The organism is Aminobacter sp. GW821-FHT11F06, assembly GCF_058808215.1.
In genome coordinates, this window is sequence record NZ_JBXARL010000004.1 from 421,882 (window position 1) to 445,992 (window position 24,111).

At 62.3% G+C, this 24,111-nt stretch carries 21 protein-coding genes, 1 tRNA gene and 1 pseudogene; 11 read left to right on the plus strand and 12 right to left on the minus strand.

The annotated features are described in order from the left end of the window. Together rhuM and aroA are read right to left on the minus strand one after the other, a co-directional pair. Window positions 1-1,053: a RhuM family protein gene (rhuM, locus tag AC1RTB_RS13460; protein ID WP_492878297.1), complete on the minus strand. Its 1,053-nt coding sequence runs from the start codon at window positions 1,051-1,053 to the stop codon at window positions 1-3. Between the two features lie 89 nt (window positions 1,054-1,142). Further along, the gene (gene aroA / locus AC1RTB_RS13465) at window positions 1,143-2,483 is read right to left on the minus strand and encodes a 3-phosphoshikimate 1-carboxyvinyltransferase (RefSeq protein ID WP_492878295.1); all 1,341 of its coding nucleotides are present in this window, start codon (window positions 2,481-2,483) and stop codon (window positions 1,143-1,145) included. Window positions 2,484-2,656: 173 nt separating this feature from the next. Here aroA and AC1RTB_RS13470 point away from each other — a divergent pair, with 173 nt between their 5' ends. Continuing rightward, window positions 2,657-3,043 carry a TIGR02300 family protein gene (locus AC1RTB_RS13470; RefSeq protein WP_492878293.1) on the plus strand — a complete coding sequence of 129 codons (387 nt, stop codon included), beginning with the start codon at window positions 2,657-2,659 and terminating at the stop codon, window positions 3,041-3,043. A 148-nt stretch (window positions 3,044-3,191) separates the two neighbouring features. Further along, a tRNA-Ala gene (locus AC1RTB_RS13475) sits at window positions 3,192-3,267 on the plus strand. A gap of 228 nt (window positions 3,268-3,495) precedes the next feature. Here AC1RTB_RS13475 and AC1RTB_RS13480 read toward each other — a convergent pair. The 3 genes and pseudogenes from AC1RTB_RS13480 to AC1RTB_RS13490 all read right to left on the minus strand — a co-directional run bounded on the left by AC1RTB_RS13480 (window position 3,496) and on the right by AC1RTB_RS13490 (window position 7,866). Then, on the minus strand, window positions 3,496-4,713 hold the full coding sequence (locus tag AC1RTB_RS13480) for an alanine racemase (RefSeq protein ID WP_492878292.1): 1,218 nt from the start codon (window positions 4,711-4,713) through the stop codon (window positions 3,496-3,498). A 48-nt stretch (window positions 4,714-4,761) separates the two neighbouring features. Then, a pseudogene (locus tag AC1RTB_RS13485) lies at window positions 4,762-6,641 on the minus strand (ABC transporter ATP-binding protein). 271 nt (window positions 6,642-6,912) lie between these two features. After that, window positions 6,913-7,866, minus strand: coding sequence for a LysR family transcriptional regulator (locus AC1RTB_RS13490; protein WP_492878290.1), 954 nt, complete (start codon window positions 7,864-7,866; stop codon window positions 6,913-6,915). 165 nt (window positions 7,867-8,031) lie between these two features. Between AC1RTB_RS13490 and AC1RTB_RS13495 the strand changes: the two genes are divergently transcribed. The 6 genes from AC1RTB_RS13495 (at window position 8,032) to AC1RTB_RS13520 (ending at window position 15,525) form a co-directional block, all read left to right on the plus strand. Then, window positions 8,032-9,918 carry an ABC transporter substrate-binding protein gene (locus AC1RTB_RS13495; protein WP_492878288.1) on the plus strand — a complete coding sequence of 629 codons (1,887 nt, stop codon included), beginning with the start codon at window positions 8,032-8,034 and terminating at the stop codon, window positions 9,916-9,918. Window positions 9,919-10,159: 241 nt separating this feature from the next. Continuing rightward, window positions 10,160-11,032: an ABC transporter permease gene (locus AC1RTB_RS13500; protein WP_492878287.1), complete on the plus strand. Its 873-nt coding sequence runs from the start codon at window positions 10,160-10,162 to the stop codon at window positions 11,030-11,032. Then, entirely contained in the window at window positions 11,029-11,901 is an 873-nt protein-coding gene (locus AC1RTB_RS13505) for an ABC transporter permease (protein WP_492878285.1), read from the plus strand. The genes AC1RTB_RS13500 and AC1RTB_RS13505 overlap by 4 nt, the downstream gene beginning before the upstream one ends. A gap of 31 nt (window positions 11,902-11,932) precedes the next feature. Then, window positions 11,933-13,609 carry a serine hydrolase domain-containing protein gene (locus AC1RTB_RS13510; RefSeq protein ID WP_492878284.1) on the plus strand — a complete coding sequence of 559 codons (1,677 nt, stop codon included), beginning with the start codon at window positions 11,933-11,935 and terminating at the stop codon, window positions 13,607-13,609. Between the two features lie 8 nt (window positions 13,610-13,617). Continuing rightward, window positions 13,618-14,709, plus strand: coding sequence for an aminotransferase class I/II-fold pyridoxal phosphate-dependent enzyme (locus AC1RTB_RS13515; protein ID WP_492878282.1), 1,092 nt, complete (start codon window positions 13,618-13,620; stop codon window positions 14,707-14,709). 18 nt (window positions 14,710-14,727) lie between these two features. Further along, a complete protein-coding gene (locus AC1RTB_RS13520) occupies window positions 14,728-15,525 on the plus strand; it encodes a M55 family metallopeptidase (RefSeq protein WP_492878280.1) in 798 nt (265 codons plus the stop codon). 30 nt (window positions 15,526-15,555) lie between these two features. On the opposite strand, the gene msrA is transcribed toward AC1RTB_RS13520, so the two are convergent. The 4 genes from msrA to AC1RTB_RS13540 all read right to left on the minus strand — a co-directional run bounded on the left by msrA (window position 15,556) and on the right by AC1RTB_RS13540 (window position 18,580). Beyond that, entirely contained in the window at window positions 15,556-16,299 is a 744-nt protein-coding gene (gene msrA / locus AC1RTB_RS13525) for a peptide-methionine (S)-S-oxide reductase MsrA (protein WP_492878278.1), read from the minus strand. 169 nt (window positions 16,300-16,468) lie between these two features. Continuing rightward, window positions 16,469-16,720 carry a DUF1344 domain-containing protein gene (locus AC1RTB_RS13530; RefSeq protein WP_492878276.1) on the minus strand — a complete coding sequence of 84 codons (252 nt, stop codon included), beginning with the start codon at window positions 16,718-16,720 and terminating at the stop codon, window positions 16,469-16,471. Between the two features lie 189 nt (window positions 16,721-16,909). Further along, a complete protein-coding gene (locus AC1RTB_RS13535; RefSeq protein WP_492878274.1) occupies window positions 16,910-17,725 on the minus strand; it encodes an SDR family NAD(P)-dependent oxidoreductase in 816 nt (271 codons plus the stop codon). 15 nt (window positions 17,726-17,740) lie between these two features. Continuing rightward, window positions 17,741-18,580 carry an NAD-dependent epimerase/dehydratase family protein gene (locus AC1RTB_RS13540; protein WP_492878272.1) on the minus strand — a complete coding sequence of 280 codons (840 nt, stop codon included), beginning with the start codon at window positions 18,578-18,580 and terminating at the stop codon, window positions 17,741-17,743. A 255-nt stretch (window positions 18,581-18,835) separates the two neighbouring features. Here AC1RTB_RS13540 and AC1RTB_RS13545 point away from each other — a divergent pair, with 255 nt between their 5' ends. The 3 genes from AC1RTB_RS13545 (at window position 18,836) to AC1RTB_RS13555 (ending at window position 21,366) form a co-directional block, all read left to right on the plus strand. After that, entirely contained in the window at window positions 18,836-19,480 is a 645-nt protein-coding gene (locus tag AC1RTB_RS13545) for a cysteine hydrolase family protein (protein WP_492878270.1), read from the plus strand. A 49-nt stretch (window positions 19,481-19,529) separates the two neighbouring features. Beyond that, a complete protein-coding gene (locus AC1RTB_RS13550) occupies window positions 19,530-20,072 on the plus strand; it encodes a MarR family winged helix-turn-helix transcriptional regulator (RefSeq protein WP_492878268.1) in 543 nt (180 codons plus the stop codon). Window positions 20,073-20,169: 97 nt separating this feature from the next. Then, complete coding sequence (locus AC1RTB_RS13555; RefSeq protein ID WP_492878266.1) at window positions 20,170-21,366, plus strand: amidohydrolase family protein; 1,197 nt, start codon at window positions 20,170-20,172, stop codon at window positions 21,364-21,366. A gap of 80 nt (window positions 21,367-21,446) precedes the next feature. Here AC1RTB_RS13555 and AC1RTB_RS13560 read toward each other — a convergent pair whose 3' ends face one another. From AC1RTB_RS13560 to AC1RTB_RS13570, 3 genes are all read right to left on the minus strand, one after another. Beyond that, window positions 21,447-22,496 (minus strand): GSU2403 family nucleotidyltransferase fold protein, encoded by a 1,050-nt coding sequence (locus AC1RTB_RS13560; protein WP_492878264.1) that lies wholly within the window; start codon window positions 22,494-22,496, stop codon window positions 21,447-21,449. Between the two features lie 261 nt (window positions 22,497-22,757). Beyond that, window positions 22,758-23,342 carry an amino acid synthesis family protein gene (locus tag AC1RTB_RS13565; RefSeq protein WP_492878262.1) on the minus strand — a complete coding sequence of 195 codons (585 nt, stop codon included), beginning with the start codon at window positions 23,340-23,342 and terminating at the stop codon, window positions 22,758-22,760. After that, window positions 23,339-23,923 (minus strand): amino acid synthesis family protein, encoded by a 585-nt coding sequence (locus tag AC1RTB_RS13570; RefSeq protein ID WP_492878260.1) that lies wholly within the window; start codon window positions 23,921-23,923, stop codon window positions 23,339-23,341. The genes AC1RTB_RS13565 and AC1RTB_RS13570 overlap by 4 nt, the downstream gene beginning before the upstream one ends. Between the last annotated feature and the right edge of the window lie 188 nt (window positions 23,924-24,111).

Below are 24,111 nucleotides of genomic sequence, written 5' to 3' on the forward strand. Positions count from 1 at the left end.
CTAGCGCTTCGGTGTCTTTGGCAAGCCTTTTGCTTGTTTGACCAGGGCGGCGATTGTCTCGTCCGCTTCTTCCTGGCGCGTTACTTTCCGCGACTGATCGAATTTCTCGTACTCGGTTTCGGCGATTTGCCTGGCTGCCGAGGTTTTTACCGACCCACCCGTTCGCAGCACGTTTCGACCCAGATTGGCAAGCTGCCTGTCCAGCAGATTCTGCGCGTCCAGCATGACGACAAGCCGCCCGAGATCGAGCTGATCCTCAAAAATGTCGAGGAGTATCGTTGTCAGCCGGTTCAGCTCCCTGATTTCGGCCTCGGCGAGATAGTTCTTGGAAACGGTTACGTCAGACTTCCGGATGTTGTCGCCCTGCCATGCCGTGAGGCCCATATTGACGGCATTGTGATCGGCTCTCGTCGCGACGATTTCCGCCGGCGTGTGGGACGTCACAGCAAACACAAGCTTGGCTTGGGTTCTTTGATAAAACTCCCGGGCTGCGTCCGTGTTGCCATCATAATCCTGGCACATGGCGCAAATCGCGCGCAGTTCCCGATAGACATTGGTCTCGTCGGACCGGATGTCGCGGATGATTTCCCGAAGTTCAGCGACCCGGCCCCTGGCTTCGGGTTGCTTGAGGCGAGGGGCGTCGACGACAAACCCTTTTTTCGCAAACTGGACGAGAATCCCGGTTGCCCAGCGCCGGAAAAGGGTGGCTTGAGCAGACGAGACGCGGTAGCCGACGGATATTACCGCGTCCAAGTTATAGTGCTCGATTTGTCGCTCGACCTTTCGCCCGCCCTCCTGGCGAACTTGTGCAATTTTTGCACTCGTTGCCTCAGGCTCCAGCTCGCCCTCGGCAAATACATTCGACAAATGTTTGGTAACAACCGAACGATCGACGCCAAAAAGCTGCGCGATCTGCGCTTGAGTCATCCAGAGCGTTTCGCCTTCGTAGCGAATGTCGAGGCGAAGGCCTTTGTCTGAGTCGTAGACGAGAAAGCGGTCGCCAGATTCCGCGTCCTCGACCAGACGAACAGGTCCCTCAATGTCGTTGCCCATAGCCCCACCTAGCTTCTAGGGAAAAGAACATAATGGCAACATTGCTATGACAGATCGGCTGCGAGCTCAAGCGCTGACAGAGGCCCGCCCTATTCGATCTCCGCCCCCAGATTGCCCATCAGGCCCATGAATTCCGGAAAGCTCGTCGCGATCATCGCCTGGTCGTCGACGGTAACAGCTTTTTCCGAAGCCAGCCCCATGACAAGGAAGCTCATGGCGATGCGGTGGTCGAGATGGGTTTTGACTGTGCCACCACCAAGGCCCTTGCCGCCAGGAACGCCGCGGACGGAAAGCGTGGTCTCGCCTTCGGTGCAATCGGCGCCATTGGCTTCGAGCCCGCGTGCCACGGCCGCGAGACGGTCGGATTCCTTGACGCGCAGCTCCTCCAGCCCCTGCATCAGCGTTTCGCCTTCGGCAAAACAGGCGGCGACCGCGAGCACGGGATATTCGTCGATCATCGAGGGCGCGCGTTCGGCCGGGACCACAACACCCTTGAGCTCGGAGCCGCGCACGCGCAGGTCCGCGACATCCTCGCCGCCGGCATTGCGCGGGTTGAGGATGTCGATCTTGCCACCCATTTCGATCAGCGTGGTGATCAGGCCGGTGCGGGTCGGGTTCATCAGCACGTTTTCGATGGTGATGTCAGAGCCCGGCACGATCAGGGCCGCGACCAGCGGGAAGCCGGCCGAGGATGGATCGCCCGGCACGGCGATGATCTGGCCGGCGAGCTTGCCCTGGCCTTCGATGAAGATGTGGCGCACGCCCTGTTCGTCGGTCTGGACCTCGATGTTGGCGCCAAACCCCTTGAGCATCTTTTCGGTGTGGTCGCGCGTCATCACAGGTTCGATGACGGTGGTGATGCCAGGCGTGTTGAGGCCGGCGAGCAGGACCGCCGACTTGACCTGGGCGGATGCCATGGGCACGCGATAGGTGATGGGCGTTGCCTGGCGTGGGCCGCGCAACGTCAGCGGCATACGGTCGCCGGGAGCGGCATTGATGACCTGAACGCCCATCTGGCGCAGCGGATCGAGCACGCGACCCATCGGCCTGCCCGACAGCGAATCGTCGCCGATGAAGGTGGTTTCCATGTCATAGGTGCCGACAAGACCCATGGTCAGGCGCGAGCCGGTGCCGGCATTGCCGAAGTCGAGCGGTGCTTCGGCCTGCAACAGGGCGCCGTTGCCGGTGCCCTGGATGATCCATTCGCCATTGCGCTTTTCGATATGCGCGCCCATGGCCTTCATCGCGTCGCCGGTGCGCATCACGTCTTCGCCTTCAAGCAGGCCCGTGATGCGAGTTTCGCCCGACGCAAGGCCGCCGAACATGAAGGAGCGATGCGAAATCGACTTGTCGCCGGGCACGCGAGCGGTTCCAGACAGAGATTTCGACTTCCGGGCGACGGCCGGCTGTGGCACAGCTTGATGCGACATGGTGGTTCCTCGTGCGGATCGCCCAAGAAAACCGGGCTTTCCCAATGATTGCGGCGGTGTCGTAGCATCGATTGCGATAAGGGTCATCCCCCATTGCCCTTGCCGGGGATTTGGCTTTGACAGCGCCACAAACTGCGGCTAAGGGGACAAAAATCTAGAAAATGAGGCCTGACGTGGCAAAATCCGAGCTTGGCACAAAACGTATCGACCCGGAGACGGGCCGAAAATTCTATGACCTGAACAAGGACCCGATTGTTTCGCCCTATACGGGCAAGACTTATGCGCGTTCCTACTTCGACGACGGCAAGATTGCCGCCATCCTCGAGGAAGAAGAGGAAGTCGAGACCAAGGAGCTCGACCCCGAAGAGGAAACCGCTGAGGTCGTTTCCCTGGAGGACGCCGACGAAGAGGCCAAGGCCGCCGACGACCTGCCGGATCTCGACGATGAAGACGTCGATCTGGGCGACGATGACGACGACACCTTCCTTGCCGAAGAGGAAGAGGACGACGACGACGTCTCCGACATGATCGGCGTCGGCGACGACGACGACGAGATCTGACCCGCCTTTTCGGCAAACCGAAAAAAGGTTTCGATCAAGGCTTGCCAATGGTCGAATGCGGCGCTAGAAGCCGCCAACAAATACGGCGCGGACCCCAAATTCGCGCCGTCCTCTTCGCCGGAAACGGCGCCGGCTGACTGCCGGGTGTGGGGCCATAGCTCAGCTGGGAGAGCGCCTGCATGGCATGCAGGAGGTCAGCGGTTCGATCCCGCTTGGCTCCACCAAATCAGTCTTCTTAAAAACAGACAATGTCCAGAAAACACGCCCAGAGACGCACCTCTGTGGGCTACATCGACTGTTGCAACGGTCCATGACCGGGCTTTGCGGCGATGCCTAGATGATTTGGGGCGCAATTCGCCTCGACGTGCCTTTTGCAGTTCAGCCGGCCCATGCCGATGCTGTCCGGCATGGTTCGCATGCAGGCATTCATCGGTCTTTGGGGCGGCAAGCTGTCAGGTCTGGCAGCTGCGGGCGTCGACCGGAAGCGTCAGCGCCTCGCCGTGTTCGCGGCGCAGCGTGAAGCGGTCGAAATTGGCGATCGAGGCACAGGAATGATTGGGGAAAACGCGCACCCGGCTGCCAAGTGGCAAGCTGCGGCCCGACAAGGGCACGAAGCCATGTTCTTCGGACATTCGTTCGAGCGTCCACACACCAGCATCGGCGTCGCCGTCCGCTGAAACCACGATGCCGAAGCCGGCACCGCCCATGCCATGGGCACCGCGGTCGGAACTCATGCTCTTCGAGCCCGCATCGATGATGAAATGTTTGTCGTTTGAGGCAACGACCCGGGCGACGACCGATAGCGCCAGGTCGTCGGCGGTGCAGATGCCAAGCCTGAGTGCTGTGCCGTCGAGAAAGACGTAGTTGCCCGGCCGGATGCAGTCGACCGCCTGAAGCGGTGCGCCGACGCATGTCGGCGTGGCCCCGACCGAGATGCAGGGGACTGTGATGCCACGGCCTTTCAGCTCGGCGGCGAGGCCTGCCATGGAAGCTGCCTCGTCGCGCGCGACGGCAGCGATGCTGCTAGCGTCGGCGGCGGCATAGGAGTGCCCGGCATGCGACAGCAGGCCGGCGAAGCGGAGGCCTTCGGCGGCGACGATCCTTGCGCAAACGGCGAGTGCCGCCGGATCATTCGGCTTCAGGCCGACGCGGCCGAGGCCGACATCGACCTTGAGGAAGACGCCTAGTTCGACACCGTGGCGCGTTGCGGCTGCGGACAGCGCGTCGACGCCGGTTTCGCTCGCTGCAATAGCGCGCAACTCGGTGCCGTGCGCCTTCACCGCCGGCAGCAGGCGGTCGAGCGATTCGGGGCTGACGATGGGGTAGGCGAGAATGATCGAGGGGATGCCTGCCTCGACGAAAACAAGCGCTTCGCTCGGCTTGGACGCGGTGATGCCGCGCGCGCCCAAAGCCAGCTGCTGCTGTGCCAGATAGATGCTCTTGTGCGTCTTGACGTGCGGAAACATCACCAGGCCGGCCGTGTCGGCGCGGTGCTGCATGGCCTGCATGTTGCGCCTCAGCCGCGTCTCGTCGACCTCGATATAAGGCGTTGGCCGCTCAGCAGCCGCTGGTCGTCGCAAACCCTCGATCCTCAGCCTGGAGGAATTGCCAATATCCGCCGTCACGCCGCCCGCCGTTACGGCGGCCAGCGACACATTTGAAGTGGTCATTTACGAATGCTCTGATCTGGAAACGAAGAACTCTTGATGGGGCCGCCGTCAGACTGTCGCGACCTGGCGGACGAAATGGGTCGATGAGATTTGATGCATCGGCAGCTCGACAGGCACGAAATCTGGCGCGCGCATGGCACTCGGGATTTCGTCGGACATCGGCTGCCGTCCTTCCGGGCGGCGTGTTGGGTCGGCGATGGGAACCGTCGACAGCAGCTTGCGCGTGTAGGGATGCTGGGGATTGTTGAAGACCGAACGGCGATCGCCGATCTCGACGATTTCGCCGAGATACATCACAGCCACCCGATGCGCGATGCGCTCGACCACGGCCATGTCGTGACTGATGAACAAAAGCGCAATCTGCATGTCGCGCTGCAGGTCCATCAGAAGGTTGATGACCTGCGCCTGGATCGTCACGTCGAGCGAGGCGACAGCCTCGTCGGCGACGATGAGCCGGGGGTTGAGCGCCAGGGCGCGGGCGATGCAGATGCGCTGGCGCTGGCCGCCTGAAAACGCATGCGGATAACGTTCGAGGAGTTCGGGCGCGAGCTCGACCTTTGCCATCAGTTCGGCGGCGCGGGCGCGCATGGTTTCGGTCGAGCCAAGCTTGTGGACCCGCATCGGATCCATCAGCGACTGCTCGATGGTCATGCGCGGATTGAGCGAGGAGAACGGGTCCTGGAAGACCATCTGCGCCTGGCGGCGAAACCGCGCCACGACCTGGCGCGGCGCGCCGATCAGTTCGGTGCCGTCAAAGCGGATCGAGCCGGAGCGCGGCTTGTCCAGTTGCATGAGCGAACGGGCGACGGTGGACTTGCCGCAACCCGACTCGCCGACAAGCGCCAGTGTTTCGCCGGGGAAGATGTCGAAGGAGACGTTTTCAACGGCGTGCACGCGGCCGGAAACGTGACCGAACAGGCCTGCCTTGAGATCGAACCGCGTCACCAGATTGCGGACTTCGACGAGCGGCTGGCGGGTGTCCTTGTGCGGGGCGGACGCGTTCATTTGCTGACCTCTGCGGGCTGGCGCTCGGGCTCGAACACCAGCAGCGGGAATTTTTCCGGCGCATCCTTGTCGGCCATGCTGCCAAGCCGAGGCACGGCTGAAATCAGGGCGCGCGTGTAGGTGTGCTTGGGGTTGGCGAAGACGTCATAGACAGAGCCGGTCTCGACGATTTCGCCCTTGAGCATGACGCAGACCCGGTCGGCGACTTCGGCGACGACACCCATGTCGTGGGTGATGAACAGCACCGACATGCCGATCTCGTGTTGCAGGGCGCGCACCAGATCGAGGATCTGCGCCTGGATGGTCACGTCGAGTGCCGTGGTCGGCTCGTCGAGGATCATCAGCGAGGGACGGCAGGCAAGCGCTATGGCGATCATCACGCGCTGGCGCATGCCGCCGGAAAGCTGGTGCGGATACTGGTCGAGGCGGCGTTCTGCGTCGGGAACACGTACAAGCTTGAGCGTGTTCAGCGCGATCTGGCGCGCTTGCTTCGGCGTTTTGTTCTGGTGATGGATCACTGCCTCGGCGATCTGGTCGCCGATGGTGAAGACCGGGTTCAGGCTGGACATGGGGTCCTGGAACACGATCGAAATCTCTGCCCCCCTGAGGGTCTCGACGCTTTTTTCGGAGAGCTTGGCGAGGTCGGCGACCTTGCCGTCCTTGAACCGCATCAGAACCCGGCCGCCGGTGATGGCCGCACCGTCATATTCGGTCAGCCGCATGATCGTCATTGCGGTGACCGACTTGCCCGAACCGGACTCGCCGACAAGCGCCACCGTCTCGCCGCGCGAGATGGTAAAGGAGATGCCGCGCACGGCGCGCACGTTCGCCCTGGAGCGGACAGCGAAGGAGACTTCGAGGTCCTCCACCGAAAGGATCACATTCTCGGGCAGGGCAAGTGTTGCGGCTTTGGCAGGGATCATCGGCACATGGACCCGTTTCAACGATGGACGTTGCGTTGACGGGCATCGAACGCAAGGGTGCTGCGTTCTGTCAATAGGCCGGGAAGGGGCTGCCGATGCGCCTACGAGGGCGGTCGGCACCGTTCGGCACGGACGATGCATCGTGCCGTTGGGGCAAAAGCCAGCGAAATCAACGCGCGGCGATGGCTGTGGCTAAAACTATGCGTGTCACGCATTGCGCCACCTGTCTTCGCATATCGTGCCGGACAGGCCATTCGAGATGCCTGAACGGTCAGGCCGCGTCCAAGGTGGACTCAAAACCGCTCTTGTATTGGGGTAGTTCGGCGCATTCCTTGAGGTGTCTCCACAACGCGTCGCCATCGTGGCTGCTACCGCCGACACGCCTGAAGATGCGGATCTCGACCTCCAGCGACATTTGCGGGCCGCCGATCTGGACGAGTTGGCCGTGCTTCATCGCCTCGGCGACGCAGATCTGTGGCAGCCAGGCCACGCCGCGTCCGGCAACGGCCATGTGCTTCAATCCGTCGGCAAGTGCCGACTGGTAGACCGTGCTGAGGTTGAGGGGGCGGCGCCAGCGCGACTGGATCAGCGTGGTCAGCTTGCCGATATAGCCGTCGCTCCAGGAATAGGCGAGGTAAGGGATTTCAGTGCTCTCTGGCACATCGATGTCGAACAGCGCCCTGCCGTTCTCATCGGTTCCGGACACCAAAATCAGCCGATCCTTGCCGATCTGCAGCGATTCGAACGGTCCACCCTCCAAAACCGGCGGACCGTCTGGATGGACATAGGTGATGGCGAAATCGCACTGGCCCGAGCACAGATGGTCGACGCTTTCGAGGAAATCCGCCGCATGCATGCTGGTGCGCAAGGGCATGCGCGAGATCAGCGGCGAGCTGATCCACTTCGGAAAGAAGTACATCGCCAGCGTGTGCAGCGAGGTGAAGGTCAGCATCGCTGAGCTTTCGCCGGCGACATTTCGGCAATCAGTGCGCAGGCGATAAGCTTCCCGCACCAGCCGCTGGCAGCCAGGCAAGAACATGTTGCCAGCCCGGGTCAGCTGCACCGGATAGGTGCTGCGGTCGATCAGGTCCGCCCCGATCCAGCTCTCCAGCGATTTGATGCGGCGACTGAAGGCCGGCTGCGAAATATTGCGCGCCGTCGCTGCCGTTGAGAAATTCCGCGTCGCGGCAATTTCCAGAAAATCTTCAAGCCATTGCAGTTCCATGGCGGACCTCATGCGTCTTTTGCATAGTCCATCCTATCTACACATTGGACAGACCGGCAAGCGCTCTTCTAGCCTTTCCCTAACGAGAAGAGAAACTTCCGCCTCCACCACAAGGGAACGATGATGAAACGAGCCTTAGCCCTAGCCCTTTGTCTGGGGCTCGGCATGACGGTTGCCCCCGCCATGGCCGAGACCAAGAACCCCGGAACATTTGTCTTCATGTGGACCGACGATATCCAGTCGTTCGATCCCGCCTACATCGCCAACACGCCGAGCTCTTATGGCTCGCTCAACATCTACAGCCGGTTGCTGAACTTCAACGGCTCGAAGATCTCCGAGTTCGTGCCGTCGCTGTCGACCGAGGTGCCGTCGCTCGAAAACGGCCTGATCAAGCAGGGCACGGACGGCTCGGTGAGCTACACCTTCCCGATCCGCAAGGGCGTCCACGCCCACAAGGTTGGCGTCAAGGGCACTGATGGCAAGATCACCTGGGAATATTACGACAAGCTGACGGATGCCCAGAAGGCCGCGATCGAGCCGGGTTACGGCGAGATCACGCCGGAAGACGTGCGCTATTCGCTGCTGCGCGCCATTCTCCAGGGGCAGTCGTGGATGTCGAATGCGATCACCGAGGTGATCACCGCCGGCAAATACACCAACATCGCCAAGTGGGTGGAAACAGAAGGCAACGTCAAATCCATCAATGACGCCAGCCCCGAGACGCTGCGCAAGATCTATGACCAGCTCGCCTCGCAGATCGTCGTCGAAGGCGACAATGTCACGCTCAAGCTGCCCAAGTCGTTTCCGGCCACCCTTGGCGTGATCGCGCTGCCGTTCGGCACCTCGATCCTCGACAAGGAATGGGTCGCCTCGGTCGGTGGCTGGGATGGTTCGGGCGACGACTGGAAGAAACATTATCGCCCGGAGCTCGGTGCCAATCCGCTGTTTGCCGAGGAAAACGGCACCGGCCCGTTCATGCTCGAGGAATGGGACCGTACCGACCGACGCATCACGCTGAAGCGCTTCGACAACTATTTCATGGGCCCGGCCAAGCTCGAGCGGGTGGTCATGCGCACAGTTCCCGAATGGACGACACGGCGCCTGCAGCTTCTGTCCGGTGACGCTGACTTCGTTACGACACCAGTCGAGTTCATCGACGAACTGAGCAAGACCGAGGGCGTCAAGGTCATCGATGGGCTGCAGAAAGTGTTCTCGCGCGGCATCTTCTTCGCCTGGCCGCTCGACGACAACGACAACCCGGCCATCGGCAGCGGCAAGCTGGACGGCGCCGGCATCCCGCCGGAGTTCTTCGGCGACATCGACGTGCGCAAAGGGTTCAACTATGCGCAAAACTACGATGCGCTGCTGACCCAGGTGCTGCTCGGCAAGACCGTCCAATCGCGCGGTCCGACTGTGCGCGGCATCATGGGTTATCGCCCGGATTCGCCTATCTACAGCTACGATCCGGCCAAGGCCGAGGAACACTTCAAAAAGGCGTTCGGCGGCAAGCTTTGGGACGTGGGCTTCACCTTCACGGCCTATGTGACGGAAGGCTACCCGCAACTGACAGCCTCCCTGTCGGCGCTGCAGCAGGGCCTGTCGCGCATCAACCCGAAGTTCAAGATGCAGATCCAGGCGCTGCCATGGGCTTCTGTTTCGGACAAGCTCAACAACCGCGAAAAGCCGGCGGCTCCGCTGACCGTCATGGGCTGGGGTCCTGACTATTCCGATCCGGGTGGCCCGCTGGGTGCGGCAAGCTACTATCTCTCGCCGACAGGTCTGGTTGGCGGCATGGCCGGCCAGGGCTACCGCGACCTGATGGCGGAGAAGTTCAAGCCGCTTTTGGACGAAGCCTGGGCCTCGAGCGATCCGGCGGTGCGTGAGCCGATCTACGCCAAGCTGCAGGAGATGTCGTACGACTACGCCACCACCCAGTTCCTGTGGGAGGACTTCGGCTATGTCGTCGTCCGCAACAACATCGATGGCTATGTCGACAACATGATCCTCTACGGCGCCTGGGACTTCTACCCGGTGACCAAGGCCAACGACTGATTGGCTTCAGGGACGTCGGACGCTTGTCCGACGTGCCCACTGCTTCATTTCCCCTGAAATCGGAACGTGTGGACCTGTGCTGAATTACGCGCTCAGACGACTGATGATGTTGCCCATCGTCTTATTCGCTCTGTCATTGATGATCTTTGCGCTGCAGATGTCGCTCTCGCCGACACAGCGTCTGGCGGCTTACGCGCCGTCGCCTGACTACCTTAAAGGGGGCCAGGAAAGCATCCGTCGAATGATCGAGCAGTACGGGCTGAACGATCCTTTCTACATCCAGTACGGCCGCTGGATCGGCGGCATTTTGACCGGCAATCTCGGCTGGTCGGAAACAGCCCGGCAGCCGGTGTCGACGGCGCTGATGTCGCTGTTTCCGGCGACTCTGGAACTTGTCGTCCTCGCCTTCATTCCCTGTCTGCTGCTCGCCGTTTTCTTGGGCTCGCGCGCCGGCATCTATCTCAACCGCTGGCCGGACCACGTCATCCGCATCTTCACCATTCTCGGCTGGTCGTTCCCCGTCTACGTCTTCGGCCTCTTGATGCTGCTGATCTTTTATTCGGCCCTCGACTGGTTCCCGCCCGGTCGGCTCAGCCAGTGGGCGCAGACGGTCGTGAGTTCGGACGAGTTCGTGCGTTACACCGGCGCCAACACGATCGATGCCTTGCTCAACGGCAATTGGGCGATCTTCGGTGACTCGCTTCGCCATCTCGCCGCACCCGTCATCACGCTGACCTATGTCAACGTCGCCAGCATGACGCGGGTGATGCGCACCTCGATGCTGGAGACGCTGCGCCAGGATTATGTCCGCACCGCCCGCGCCAAGGGTCTGCCGCGCCGCGTCGTGGAACTCAAGCACGCACGGCGCAACGCGCTTTTGCCAGTGGCGACCATCGCCGGCATGGAACTGGCCGTCATGATGGGTGGTGTCGTCATCACCGAAACTATTTTCGACTATGCCGGTCTCGGCCAGTTCGCCGCCAAGACCGCGGCCAATCTCGACTTCCCGGCGGTTCTGGGCTTCGGCCTCTATTTCGCGGTCGTCCTTGTGGTGATGAACCTGATCGTCGACCTGATCTACCCGCTGCTCGATCCGAGGGTGAAGACGCAATGAAGGCCCTTCGTTACCTCGCGCGCAATCCGGTCTCGCTGCTGGGCGTTGTGATCCTTTTGGCCTTCGTGCTGATCGCCATCTTCGCACCACTTCTGGCGCCGCCGCAGAGCTTCCAGCTGTCGCCCTACGACACCCCGCGCGCCGGCTTTTTGGCAACGCCCATGCCGCCGTCGCGCGACGCGATCTTCGGCACCACGCAAGGCCAGTACGACATCTTCTACGGCGTTGTCTGGGGCACCCGCACGGCGTTCAAGATCGGGCTCGGCGTCGTTGCGATCTCGGTGCTGATCGGCACTGTGGTCGGCGCTGTTGCCGCCTATTATGGCGGGCTCGCCGAAGAAATCCTGATGCGCATCGTCGACGTGTTCATGGCGGTGCCGTTCCTGATCGCCGCGATGGTGCTGACGGCGCTGCTCGGCAAGGGCATCTGGCCGATCACGATTGCACTGACGACATTCGGCTGGATGAGCTACGCCCGCATCGTGCGAAGCGAAATCCTGAGAATCCGCGAGATGGATTACATCCACGCGGCCAGGAGCTACGGCGCGAGCGACCTCCGGCTGATCGTGCTGCATATCCTGCCCAATGCGATGTTCCCGGTTCTGGTGCTGGCGACCATGGCCACCGGCTCGATGGTGCTGTCGGCCTCGGCACTTAGCTTCCTCGGTGTCGGCACCGAAGAAGGTTACGCCGACTGGGGCCAGTTCATCGCCTATTCGCGCAACTGGATCGTCGGCCAGCCCGGAAATCCGTTCCAGTTCTGGTACACGCTGGCCTTCCCGGGTGCTGCGGTCTTCCTGTTCGTTTTGTCGTGGAACCTCGTCGGCGATGCGCTGCGCGACATGCTGGACCCCCGTCATTCCCATTGAGATCCCCTTTACGATTCAAGGAGCGTTTTCCATGCCCTCTCTGTCTGCCGCCGGAATTGAGCTGTTCGAGGACCTGATCCGCTACGAAGTCGAGGACAAGGCGATCCCGTCGATCTCCTATGCGCTAGTCGATCGCGACGGCGTGCTGGCCCAGGGCCACATGCAGCGCAACGATCGCCATTTCGACATGCGCGAGGACACCTGCTTCCGCATCGGCTCCATCACCAAGACCTTCACCTCTCTGGCGTTGATGCAACTGGCCGAAAAGGGCCTGGTCGACCTCGACGCCGACGTCTCGACCTATCTGCCCGGTTTCCACCCGATCAATCCGTTCGCCGGGGCCGAGGGCGGCCCCAACGGTTCGGTCATTAGCCTGCGCAAGCTGTTGACGCATACGGCCGGTCTCGTGCGCGAGCCCAAGAGCGGCCATTATCTCGATGCGACCCGGCCGCCGCTCGAAGATACGGTCAACGAGCTGGCAAGCTCGACGCTGAAGCAGGATCCGAGCATCGGCATCATGCACTATTCCAATGCCGGCATCGCCGTTGCCGGGCGGGTCATCGAGGTGGTGACCGGCCAGAGCTATTCCGACTACGTCGCCCAGCACATCCTGAAGCCGCTCGGCATGAACAACTCTTCATGCGGCATGGCGCCGGGTATCCGCGAGCGGCTTGCGCCCGCAGACATGTGGACGCTCGACGGCGACACGCCGGCACCGGTGTTCAGCCTCGGCGGCTCGCCTGCGGGCAACATCTTTTCGACCACCAGCGACATGGCGCGTTATGTCGAGTGCCTGCTGCGCGGCGGCTTCGACGCCAAGGGCAATTCGATCATCTCGCCCGCTTCGCTGCGCGAGATGTGGACGCCCTTCGGCAAGCGCCCCGACAGCCTGGACAAGTCGATGGCCGGCTACGGCCTGTGCTTCGGCGCCGGCGAGGTTGATGGCTGGGAGTCGGTTGGCCATGGCGGCGCGGTCTATGGCTATGCCTCGCACATGTTGCTCCTGCCGGGCGCCGGCATCGGCGTGCTGGTCTTCGCGACGCTCGATTTCGCCAACCAGATCGCCTCGCGGCTTGGCATCGACGGCCTGCGCATCGCGCTTTCAGAGCGCAAGATGGGCAAGGCGCTGGAGCGACATCAGCGCCCGCCCGCAATCGCCGACGAGTTGTTCAGGACCTTGCCGGGCCACTACCGCGACGACGTCTCGGGTGAAGTCGTCGAGGTCAAGGCAAAGGCCGGCAAGCTCTACCTGATGGGCGACGGCGTGCCGCTGCAGATCCGGCCGGTGTCGGGCAATGACTTTGTCATTGACGGTCGCATCTACGGGCGCGGTGCCGGTTATGCCCACATGAACCTGTCCTTTCCCGAAGCGGGAAAACTCGTCTGGAAGGATGCGAGCTGGGCGCGCATCGAAGCCCCGGCCGACGAGACGGTGCCCGACGAGATCAAGCCGCATCTCGGCGAATACGGGCCCGACTTCAACATCACCTACCTGACCTACAGCCATGGCGGGCTGAAGTGCCTGATCGAGTATTTCTGCACCCATGCTTGCGAGCCGGTCGAGGAAGGGCGGTTCCGCATGCATGGCAAACTCTATGAGGACGAGATTTTGGAACTCGATGCTGTCGACGACAATGGCAAGCGCGGCATTCGCGTCGGGCCGATGTTCCTGGAGCGCCGCGCATCCTCCCAAGCCGCGGCGGCCTGAGCAGCAGCATGAGCGCTCCGTTCAAAATGGAATCGCCCATCGGCGCCCGCATGGTCATTGGCGGGCGTGAGGTCGATTATTACTGCGGCACCTCCTACTTCTGCCTGCACGGCCACCCCGAAGTGATCGAGGCGGCCTGCACTGCGACCAGGCAGTACGGCATGGGGCCGGGCACTCTGGCCCACATGCAGGTCTATGCCGACCTGCAGGAGAGGCTGCGCCAGTGGTTCGGCACCGAGGAGGTCGTCTACATGATCTCCGGCTACACCAGCCCCTTGGTGCTGCTGCAGGGATTGCGTGAGGATTTCGATATCATCTTCGTCGACGCCGCGACCCACTACAGTACCCGCGATGCGATCCCGACGCTGGGCAAGCCGGTTCATGAGTTTCGTCATGCCGATGCCGGCGATTTGGCCGAACAGTTGTCGCGCCATGTCCAGCCGAAACAACGGCCGGCGGTGCTGACCGACGGGGTGTTTCCGTCTTCCGGCAAGCTCGCGCCGCTGAACGACTACAGGCAGGCGATGGCGCCATACGACGGCGCGCTGTTGTGCATCGACGACTCCCATGGCGTCGGCGTGCTGGGCGAAACCGGGCGCGGGTCGTTGCAGCATGCCGGGCTCGAAGGCGAGGGCAATTTCTTGGCCGGCACGATGAGCAAGGCGTTCGGAGCGCTCGGCGGCATTGTGCCCGGCGACGCGACACTGGCCGAAAAGATCACGCGCAACGCCATGATCATGCGCGGTGCATCGCCAGCGCCGCCAGGCCTCGCCGCCGCAGCCACCGCGTCGCTGAAGGTTTTGCAGACCACGGACAAGCGCGCCAATCTGGCCCGCAACGTCAAACACATGCGCGGCGGGTTGCGGGGCCTGGGCTTCGAGGTTGCCGACACGCCGGTGCCGATCGTCACCATCAAGGGCGTCACCGATCTGGAGCGGATGCGCGATCGCCTTGCCGAGCGCGACATCATCGTCAGGGTCCAGCAGCCGGGCGGCTATTCCGACGCGTCCGACGTGCCGAGCATGCGGCTCGCGGTGTTTTCCGAGCATTCCCCAATCCAGATCGACAGGCTTTTGTCGTCGATGTCCGAGCTTCTGTAAAAACCGTAGGGAACGATCATGAAAGTTTTCATCAGCGCCGACATCGAAGGCACCGCCGGCATCACCGTCTGGGACGAGGCCCGTAAGGGGCATGCCGCCTATGACGAATTCCGCGAATACATGACCGACGAGCTGGTGGCGGCCTGTGAAGGCGCCAAGGCTGCCGGCGCCAAGGAAGTGGTGGTCAAGGACGCGCACTCCACCGGGCGCAACCTCATCCTGTCGAAGCTGCCGGCCTATGTTAGCATCATCAGGGACTGGAGCGGTCACCCCGACATCATGATGTTCGGCATCGACAAGAGCTTTTCGGCGGCACTCTACACCGGCTACCACAACAAGGCCGGCACCGACACCAACCCGCTGGCGCATACGCTGACCGGCACGGTGTCGCGCCTGCTGATCAATGGCGAGGTGGCGTCGGAATTCACGCTGAACGCGCTGTGCGCCGCGCGCTACGGCGTGCCGTCGGCGTTTCTTTCGGGCGACGCCGGCATGTGTGCCGAAGCCAAGGCGATCGTCTCGGGCATCGGCACCGTTGCCACAAGCGAAGGCTTTGGCCCGGCCACCCGGTCGCTGACGCCGAAGGCTTCGGTGGCCGCCATTCGCGAAGGCGTGGAAAAGGCGCTGTCGGGCGACCTGAAGGGCTGCCTGCCCAGGCTCGCCGACCGTTTCGAGCTGGTTGTCGAATACACCAACCCGACCGAGGCCTATCGCGGCAGCTGGTATCCCGGCGTCGAGCACGTCGCGGCGCGCACGCTGCGCTTCACGGCGAGCGACTTCTTCGAGATCCAGCGCGCGATCCGCTTCATCGTCTAGGCAGGCCGGACCGGGCTGTCCGGTGGCTGGTCAGTTGGAAGCCTTGGCTTCCGACACCAGCACCGGGTCGCTGCGGTAGCTCCCGGGGAACAGGCGCCTGAGATTTTCGATCTTCGGCAGGTCGTTGTAGACGATGTAGGGGTAGCTCGGGTTCAGGGCGAGGAAGTCCTGATGATAGGCCTCGGCCGGATAAAAGGCGCGGCCGGGTTCGATGCTGGTGGCGATGGCCGCATCGTAGATTTTCGCCTGTTCGAGCTGGGCGATGTAGGCCTTGGCTATCCTCGCCTGCTCGGCATTGGCCGGGAAGATCGCCGAGCGATATTGCGTGCCGGTATCAGGACCCTGGCGGTTCAATTCGGTCGGATCGTGGGCGACCGAGAAATAGATCTGCAGGATCCGGCCATAGCTGATCTTGTGCGGGTCGAAGGTGATCTTCACCGACTCGGCATGGCCGGTCGAGCCGGTGCTGACCGTGTTGTATTGCGCCGTCTTGCCGTCGCCGCCGGCATAGCCCGAGACCGCGTCCTTGACGCCCGCGACGTGCTGGAACACGCCCTGCACGCCCCAGAAGCAGCCGCCTGCCAGCACCGCCACCTCCGAGCTGCCTTGCGCTGGCTCGTCGAGTGCCGGGGCCGGGATCCTTATCCCTTCCTGGGCGACGCTTGGCGCTGCCGCAAAAGCCCAGGCGCCGACGGCCACGGCTGCAGCTGTTAGCCAGAATGCCAGGCGGTACCTGGGAACGAACGCGGTTGCTGATGAAAGTGCCCTGGTCATCGGTCTTCTCCCTATGCCGGCAATTGCACAAGATACGAAGGCCGAGGCGGTTTTGTTACGGGGAATAAGCGGGGTCACGCGCAAGTGAATGCGCCTTGATAGAAGCCAAAAAAACAAACGGCCCCTGCTTTGCGGTGAAGCAGGGGCCGTCCGGCCGTATGCGCGGCGGCTATTTCGCCGGCTTGATGCTCTTCACGACGGTCTTGCCAGCCGCATCGGTCGAAAGGCTGATCAGGACCTTCTCGCCGGCCTTGAGCGTCTCGGCTTCGATGCCTTCAGGCAGTGTCAGCGTCTGGCCGCTGTCCAGGACAACTGCGTCCTTTGCCTTGTCGACGCTCTTGATGGTGGCGCTCATGTCCTTGGCGAAGGCACCGGTGGATGCGACCGTCAGGATCGCTGCGGCAATGACAAACTTCTTCATGGTTCACTCCTGTTTCGTTTCGTCAGGCTGGCTGAGACAGGAGCGACAGTGGCAGGCGGATATTGCCGCCATATCGCCTGCGCATTACGAATTGGTAGGTCAAAAGCCACTGTGCGGACATGATGACGCCCATAAAAAGACCGACCGCCGGACAAGCCATGCGGTCGGCCTGAAGCGCACTTGTTCGGCTCAGTTCGGCTTGCGGTGACGCGGATAGCTGCCTGTGTCGGGCGCATTGGCAAAGCTCTGCAGGGTCTGTCCGCCATCGATCAGCCAGTCGACGCCGGTGATGTGGCGCGCTTCGTCGGAGGCGAGGAAGGCGACTGCGGCGGCGACGTCCTCCGGCTGGCCGATGCGGCGCAGCGGGATGCGATCGGCAAAGCGCTGGATGCCTGACGCATAGGCCTCGCGGTCGTTGGCCGGCACGCCGAGCGTCGTTTCGATGACACCGGGGCAGATGGCGTTGACGCGGATGCCGTAGGCGGCGGCGTCGAGCGCGGCAACCCGGGTAAGGCCAACGACGCCATGCTTCGTCGAGGCGTAGCCAGCCCCACCCGACAGCACGTCCCAGCCGGCCATCGACGAGCCCATATTGACGATCGAACCTTCGATGCCGGCGGCAATCATCGCCTTGAGCGAGGCCTGGAGCACCAGGAACATGCTGCGCAGATTGATCCGCACGATGCGGTCCCAGTCCTCGACGGGCAGTTCGTGGACGGGTGCTACCTTGCCGGAAATGCCGGCATTGTTGAACACCGCATCGAGGCGGCCGAACTGTTCGACGGTTTTGGCGACGGCTTGTTGTGCCGCCGTCTCGTCGGAAACGTCAGCGGTGATGGCAATGGCCTTGTCGCCAAATGCCGAAGCGACCTGTGTCGCGCGATCGCCGTCGAGGTCGACCACCGATACGCGGGCGCCCTCATCGATGAAACGGCGCACCGCAGCACTGCCGATAGCGCCGCCACCGCCGGTGACCAGAACGACCTTGCCTTCGAAACGCATCATCTTCGTCTCCTGTCTTTATTTGCCGTAAGCGCGCCAGGAATGACGCGGCGAAAAGCCGAGCGTTTCCAGCGCATGCGTATTGTCGATGACCGCGTCATGGCCCGAAAGCGGCCGCTTCAGCGGCGTTGCCGGAAAGGCGCGCTTGACCAGCGCTTCCGTAAGCTCTTCCGAATAGGTGTCGGCGGCACTGAGGAAGGTGCGCAGATGGCCTTCGCCTTGCCAGGCCAACGCTTTGATGAAGGCGTCGGCGGCGTCGCGCGAATCGAGATAGCCCCACAGGTCGTGCGCTGCCTCGGCTAGGTTGCGGCGCGGGCCGACGCTGTCGAAGAAGCTTTCCGGCGTCTGGATCCACGGCATGCGCAAGCTCACGGCCGAAAACGCGCCACGGCGGACGGCGGCCTCGACGATTTCTTCGCCGAGCCATTTAGACAGGCCATAAGCGTCCTGCGCGCCGATCGGGTGGTTCTGGTCGATCGGCAGATAGGCCGGGTCGACGAAGTTTTCGGCAAAGGGATAACCGAGCACGGAGAAGGACGAGGCGTAGATGAAGCGCTTGGCTTTAGAAAGAGCCGCCGCTTCGATGACGTTGTAGGCGATCGCCATGTTGGTCTTGAACACTTCGGCCGGCGCCTTGCCGAGCGGGCGCGGGATCGCCGCTATATGGACGACGGCGTCGCAGTCGCGGATCAGCTGCAGCGTCAGGCCGAGATCGGTGAGGTCGGCGCTGACATGGGGCCAATTGCCCTCAGTGGGCGCGACGGCGTCGATGCCAAGCACGTCATGGCCGGCGTTCACAAAGGCTGAAGCGACATGGCGGCCAAGCAGTCCGCTCGATCCGGTAATGACGATTTTCATCTCGTGCTCCTCTTGTCGGTCATGCGCGCCATGGCAAATATCGTTGATGGTCAAACAATCGGACATCGCAAATGGCCCCGCTTGTCAATGCATTTCTTGCCGGGGGATAAGCTCCTGAGATAGCCGCAAGTCGCATGGCGAGGCGCACCGGTCCGCCATATTGTGACAACCAGCAAGCTCAAGGATTGACTTGGAAGTCGTCACAGTTTTTTGTACGACCACCAACAATCGGCAGTTCGCTGAAGAGGTAGGATCATGCCACTGGACAGCTTTTCGTCACATCGCCAGGACGCTGGGATCAAGATCGATCCGGCGCGCGTGGCGGTTATCGTCGTCGACATGATCAACGACTTCTGCAAGCCGGGCGGCGCCATGGTGCTGCCGGGCTATGAAGCGCTTGTCGGTCCGCAGTTGAGCGTGATCGAGGCGGCGCGTGCAGCCGGCGCACCTGTGATCTGGGTGCATGATGCGCATCGCCGCAACATGCGTCGCGACCGCGAGTGGCTGAAGCGTGCGCCGCATTGCGTCGAAGGCACCTGGGGCACTGAGATCATCGACGATCTCGGCGCCCGCGACGATGAGATCCACATCATCAAGCGACGCTATTCGTCGTTCTTCCAGACCGATCTCGACATGACGCTGAAGGACATGATGGTCGACCAGATCATCGTCTTCGGCGTGGTCACCAATATCTGCGTGCGCTCGACAGTGCATGACGCGTTCTTCAACGGCTACGAAGTCGTGGTGCCCGCCGATTGCTGTGCGGCCACCGGGCCGCGCGAGCAGGAAAGCACGCTCTACGACATCTCGACCCATTTCGGCGTCGTCAGCGATGCCGAAAGCGTGGTCAAAGCGCTGCGCGACGGCGCTTTCGTCGAAAACGTCAACATCGCCGCATAACCTCAGGGGTTGGCGGATCTCAGGTCTCAAGCCAGGAGTTGGAAGCGCCGTGACAACCCTCGACGAAGCCCGGAAATTCAAGCGCAAGACGGCAAGTGCGGCGAATGAGCCGCTGAGCCGCGAAGAGACAATGACGAAATACACCAAGACCGGTTACGACCTAGACCTCCATCCCGCCCACGTCGTGCGGCGCGCCCATCAGCGTGCCACCCTGTGCTTCCAGCAGGTGATGGCGGGCGAGGACCTGTCGCCGACGCAGTTCGCTGCCCTTGCCACGGTGCTCAAGCATGGCGAGGTTTCACAGAACCATCTCGGCCGCATGACGGCGATGGACCCTTCCACCATCAGCCTTGTGGTGCGCAAGCTTTTGAAGCAGGGGCTGATCAAACGCAGCGCCTCCGACACCGACCAGCGCCTGACGATCATCACGCTGACCGACGAAGGCACGCGCTACACGCTCGACAGGCTCGAACGCAGCATCGAGGTTGGCCAAAAGCTGCTTTCGCCATTGACGGCGGCTGAGCAGGCAACACTGCTCAGGCTGCTCCAGCGCATCAGCGGCGACGAGCCGGGCGGCGCCGAAGGCAAATGACAGGCTAGCAACCTTCAATCACACCATTCTCCGAAGCGACCGATACCGGCCTTGGGCCGGATCGACCGCCTCATGCCCCAAACAAGGAACGCCATCGATGTCGCCTGATCCGCAAACCAAGGCTGCCGCAGACAAGCTCGTCATCCGCAATATCGGCCAGATGCTCAGCGGCGACCTCGCCCAGCCGATCCTCGATGCCGACACCATCATTGTCGTCGATGGCCGCATCTTCGCTGTCGGCAAGGCAACCGATCTCGATCTCGACGGTGCGACGAGCACCATCGACGCGCAGGGTTGCGTCGTCACCCCTGGCCTGATCGACAACCATGTGCATCCCGTTGCCGGCGACTGGACCCCGCGCCAGAACCAGATCGGCTGGATCGATTCGACGCTGCATGGCGGCGTCACCACCATCATCTCGGCCGGCGAGGCGCATTATCCGGGCCGTCCGCGCGACATCGTCGGCGTCAAGGCGTTGGGAATCGCGGCTCAGCGGACATTCGCCAACTTCCGTCCCAGCGGCATGAAGATCATCGCTGGCGCGCCGGTGCTCGAACACGGCATGACCGAAAACGATTTCCGCGAATTGGCTGAAGCCGGCGTGACGCTGATCGGCGAAGTCGGCCTCGGTGGCGTCAAGGACGGTCCGACCGGCAAGCAGATGATCGCCTGGGCGCGCAAATATGGCATGACCTCGATGACCCACACCGGCGGGCCATCGATCCCCGGCTCGGGCCGCATCGGCGCCGATGTCGTGCTCGAAGTCGATGCCGACGTTGTGGCGCATGTGAATGGCGGCCCGACCGCATTGCCCGATGAAGAGATCCGCCGCATCTGCGAGGAAGGCACCCGGGCACTTGAGATCGTGCACAACGGCAATCTGCGCACCGGCCTGTTCGTGCTTGGCATCGCCAAGGAGCGCAACGAACTCGACCGCGTCATCCTGGGCACCGACGGTCCGGCCGGCTCGGGCGTTCAGCCGCTCGGCATCCTGCGCACCATCTGCCACCTCGCCTCGCTCGGCGACGTGCCGACCGAGGTCGCCTTCTGCTTTGCCACCGGCAATACCGCACGGGTCCGCAAGCTCGACGACCGTGGCGTGATCGAGGCCGGCCGTGCCGCCGACCTGGTGTTCATGGACCAGGCAGCAGGCGGCATCGGCAAGGATTTCCTGGAAAGCCTGGCGCTCGGCAATTTGCCGGGCATCGGCATGATCATGGTCGACGGTGTGGTGCGCACGGCCCGCAGCCGCAACACGCCGCCGGCGATCCGCGTGCCGGAAATCGTAGGCTGAAACCGAAGCACGCAAATGCGGTCCTGCCGGTATCTGACCGTCGGCGACAATGATCGTCGACGGCAGGAGGCAAGAAGCATTCAGCTCGAAAATGGGTGGTCGAGGAACTGCCGATTGAAGAGATGTGCAGCGTCGCTGAAGATCTCATGCGGGATCATTTTCAGCTCGTCCCGTTCATAAGGCAGGTGTGCAAGATAGGTCGCGACGATCTTGCCTACGGCTCGCGCCTGGGCGGCGTCACGCAGCCGCTTGACCGGCTCGCGCCCGGGTTGTTTTGAAACCCAAAGCTTGTGGGCCGCGAAGACGCGTGGATCGGTGGCAACGATCTTGAGAGGACCGCCCCTTTCGTCGATGGCCACAGCTTCGAAACCTGGAGCGTTCTCGTGCCAGGACAGGCCTTCTATCGGGATGGATATCAAATCTCCGGCGTCGTCGCTGATGCGCTCGCGTTCATTTGTCCAAGGCGGGTTTCGCTGGGGACGGATGAGGTCGACCAGATAGCCGTCCCGGTTGACTGCCCTGAAACCCTGCGGGGCACGTTCAAAGCTCTTGTCGACCTTCTTGAGCAGGCCGAGGAGCGTGCGGTCTTCGACGTCTTCCGATGCCGCGATGCGCAGCGTTTGACGGGCATCCATCAGGAGGTCGATGTCCTGTGTCGACGTAATGCCGGGATCGACGATGACGCCGGCAACCGCTTCGTAGGCGTAGATCGCGTTCGTACCGACAATCCGGATACCATGGCCGAGCAGGCCAGCGTCATCGAGGGCCCTGATGATCTTGGCTGCTGCCATCGGAACACGGCCCAAGCGTAGCGCTCTGTTTACCGCCGTCTGGCGGGCAAGTATTTCGCGCATCGACTGCAGTCCGGCCTTAGCCTCCTGCCTTCCGCGCTCCCATTCGTCCTTCATGCGCTCCGTTTCGACACTTCGGCGACCAAGCGACTTTTGCTTGCGCACGCCGGATGCGTCGTAGTGACTGCGAGCGAGATACTCCTCGCCTTTCACCTCTTGCCAGACCATTGAGCCCCGATAGCGGTCCGCTTTTGCCTTAGCATTGCGCCACGCAGCGAAACGCTGATCCGAGTTCACTTTTTCGCGACGCTGGTCGCTGTTAAGCTCTTGAAAATCCATTGTTTCAACAATTATTGCGCTTTGGCAGTCATAATGTTGAAACGAAATATGAACGAAAGACGGATCGGTTTCAACAGTTAGGCATGTTGCAATGATGAAACTGTTGAAACCGGCCGAGCATTCACGACAAAATCAGCCGGCTGAAAACGCAGCGGATTTTTGTCATAAAAGTCGGTCACAGATGTCCGATCTTTGCGGCCGGCTTTTGTGACGATAGGCATCCCATATTTGGGTTGGGGCCGCCCCGAAGGGCCGCCTTTTTCAGCTCACGCCGTCCTTGCCGACGATCTGGTCTTTGGTCAGCCCGCCGACACGCGGATGTGGCCGGCCTGAATCGGTGACGGCGATCGCCACCATGATCTCGTCGTCGCGGGGGGCGTCGGACACGCGCACTTCCATGCCGTCGAAGTGACTGCGCACCTTCGCTGCATCCTTGTGTCCCAATGGAATGTCGAGCGGGATGCCAAGTCCGCCACGCTTCTTGGATGACGGGATCAGCGCCGCGCCCTTGCCGAGAATGTCGCGGAAAGGGGCGCCGAGCTTGGGGTGCAGGATGGCGGCTGCGTGTTCCAGTTCGCCATCGGCGCCGACCGCTGCTGCCTTGCCGAAGCTCTCGACTTGGTCACCCGCAATACCGAGCGCAGCGACTGCCCGGCGCGGCAGAATGTCGCCGAGTTCGGCGCCGATGTCGCTGAGTGCTTCGAGGTCGTCGACGAAGGTGCCGACATAGGGATTGCGGATGACCGCGACCGCCGCGGCACGGCGCGTCGGCGGATTAACCGCCTTGCCGCCCTCGCTGCGCGTCTCTTCGACGATGGTGATGATTCGCCGGATTTCGACGCTCATCGCAGGCCGTCCTCGCCCTTGATGTCCTTGGCATCGAGGCCGCCGACGCGGGCATGCACGCGCGAACCGGTGGTCATTGCCAGGATGAGCACCAGCTCGTTGTTGCGCGGCGCGTCGTTGATGCCGACCTCGATCGCGTCGAAATGGCTGCGCACATAAGAGGCGTTGACGTGGGTGACCGGAATGTCGATGCGAACGCCTGGGCCGCCGACCTTCTTGCTCGACGGAACGATGGCCTTGGCGCCGCCCAGAAGCTCGCGCATCGCGTAGCCGCCGGGGTTGTGCCACAGCGCACCGTGCTCGAGTTCGCCGCCACCGCCGACGATGGAACCCTTGCCGTAGCTCTCGATCAGCGAAGCATCGCCGCCGAGTGCTTCGAGCAGGCGGGTCGCCATTTCGAGGCCGAGCGGCTTCAGATCTTCCATGAACGGGGCGATGTCTTCGACATAACGCCCGGCATAGGGGTTGGCGACGACGGCAAGCACCGTGCCGCGCTTGATCGGCTCGGCGCGCACCGGCCCGCCTTCATGAAAGATCTCTTCGACCTGTACGACAAACTTTCTGACGACCACGTCCGGCATCGATGGCTCCACATTCTGGCGGGCTGAAAAACTTGTTAGAGTAGCAACAATTATCCTTCCTGCATTTTTGTCAAGCCGGATGCGTGAAACCGCCGCCGCGTCGATTGCTCACATCGATTTTGGCCGCTCGCTGAGCGATTGACAGTTTGTTGGACCACCCATAAAGTCATATGACCACCAACAAGTTT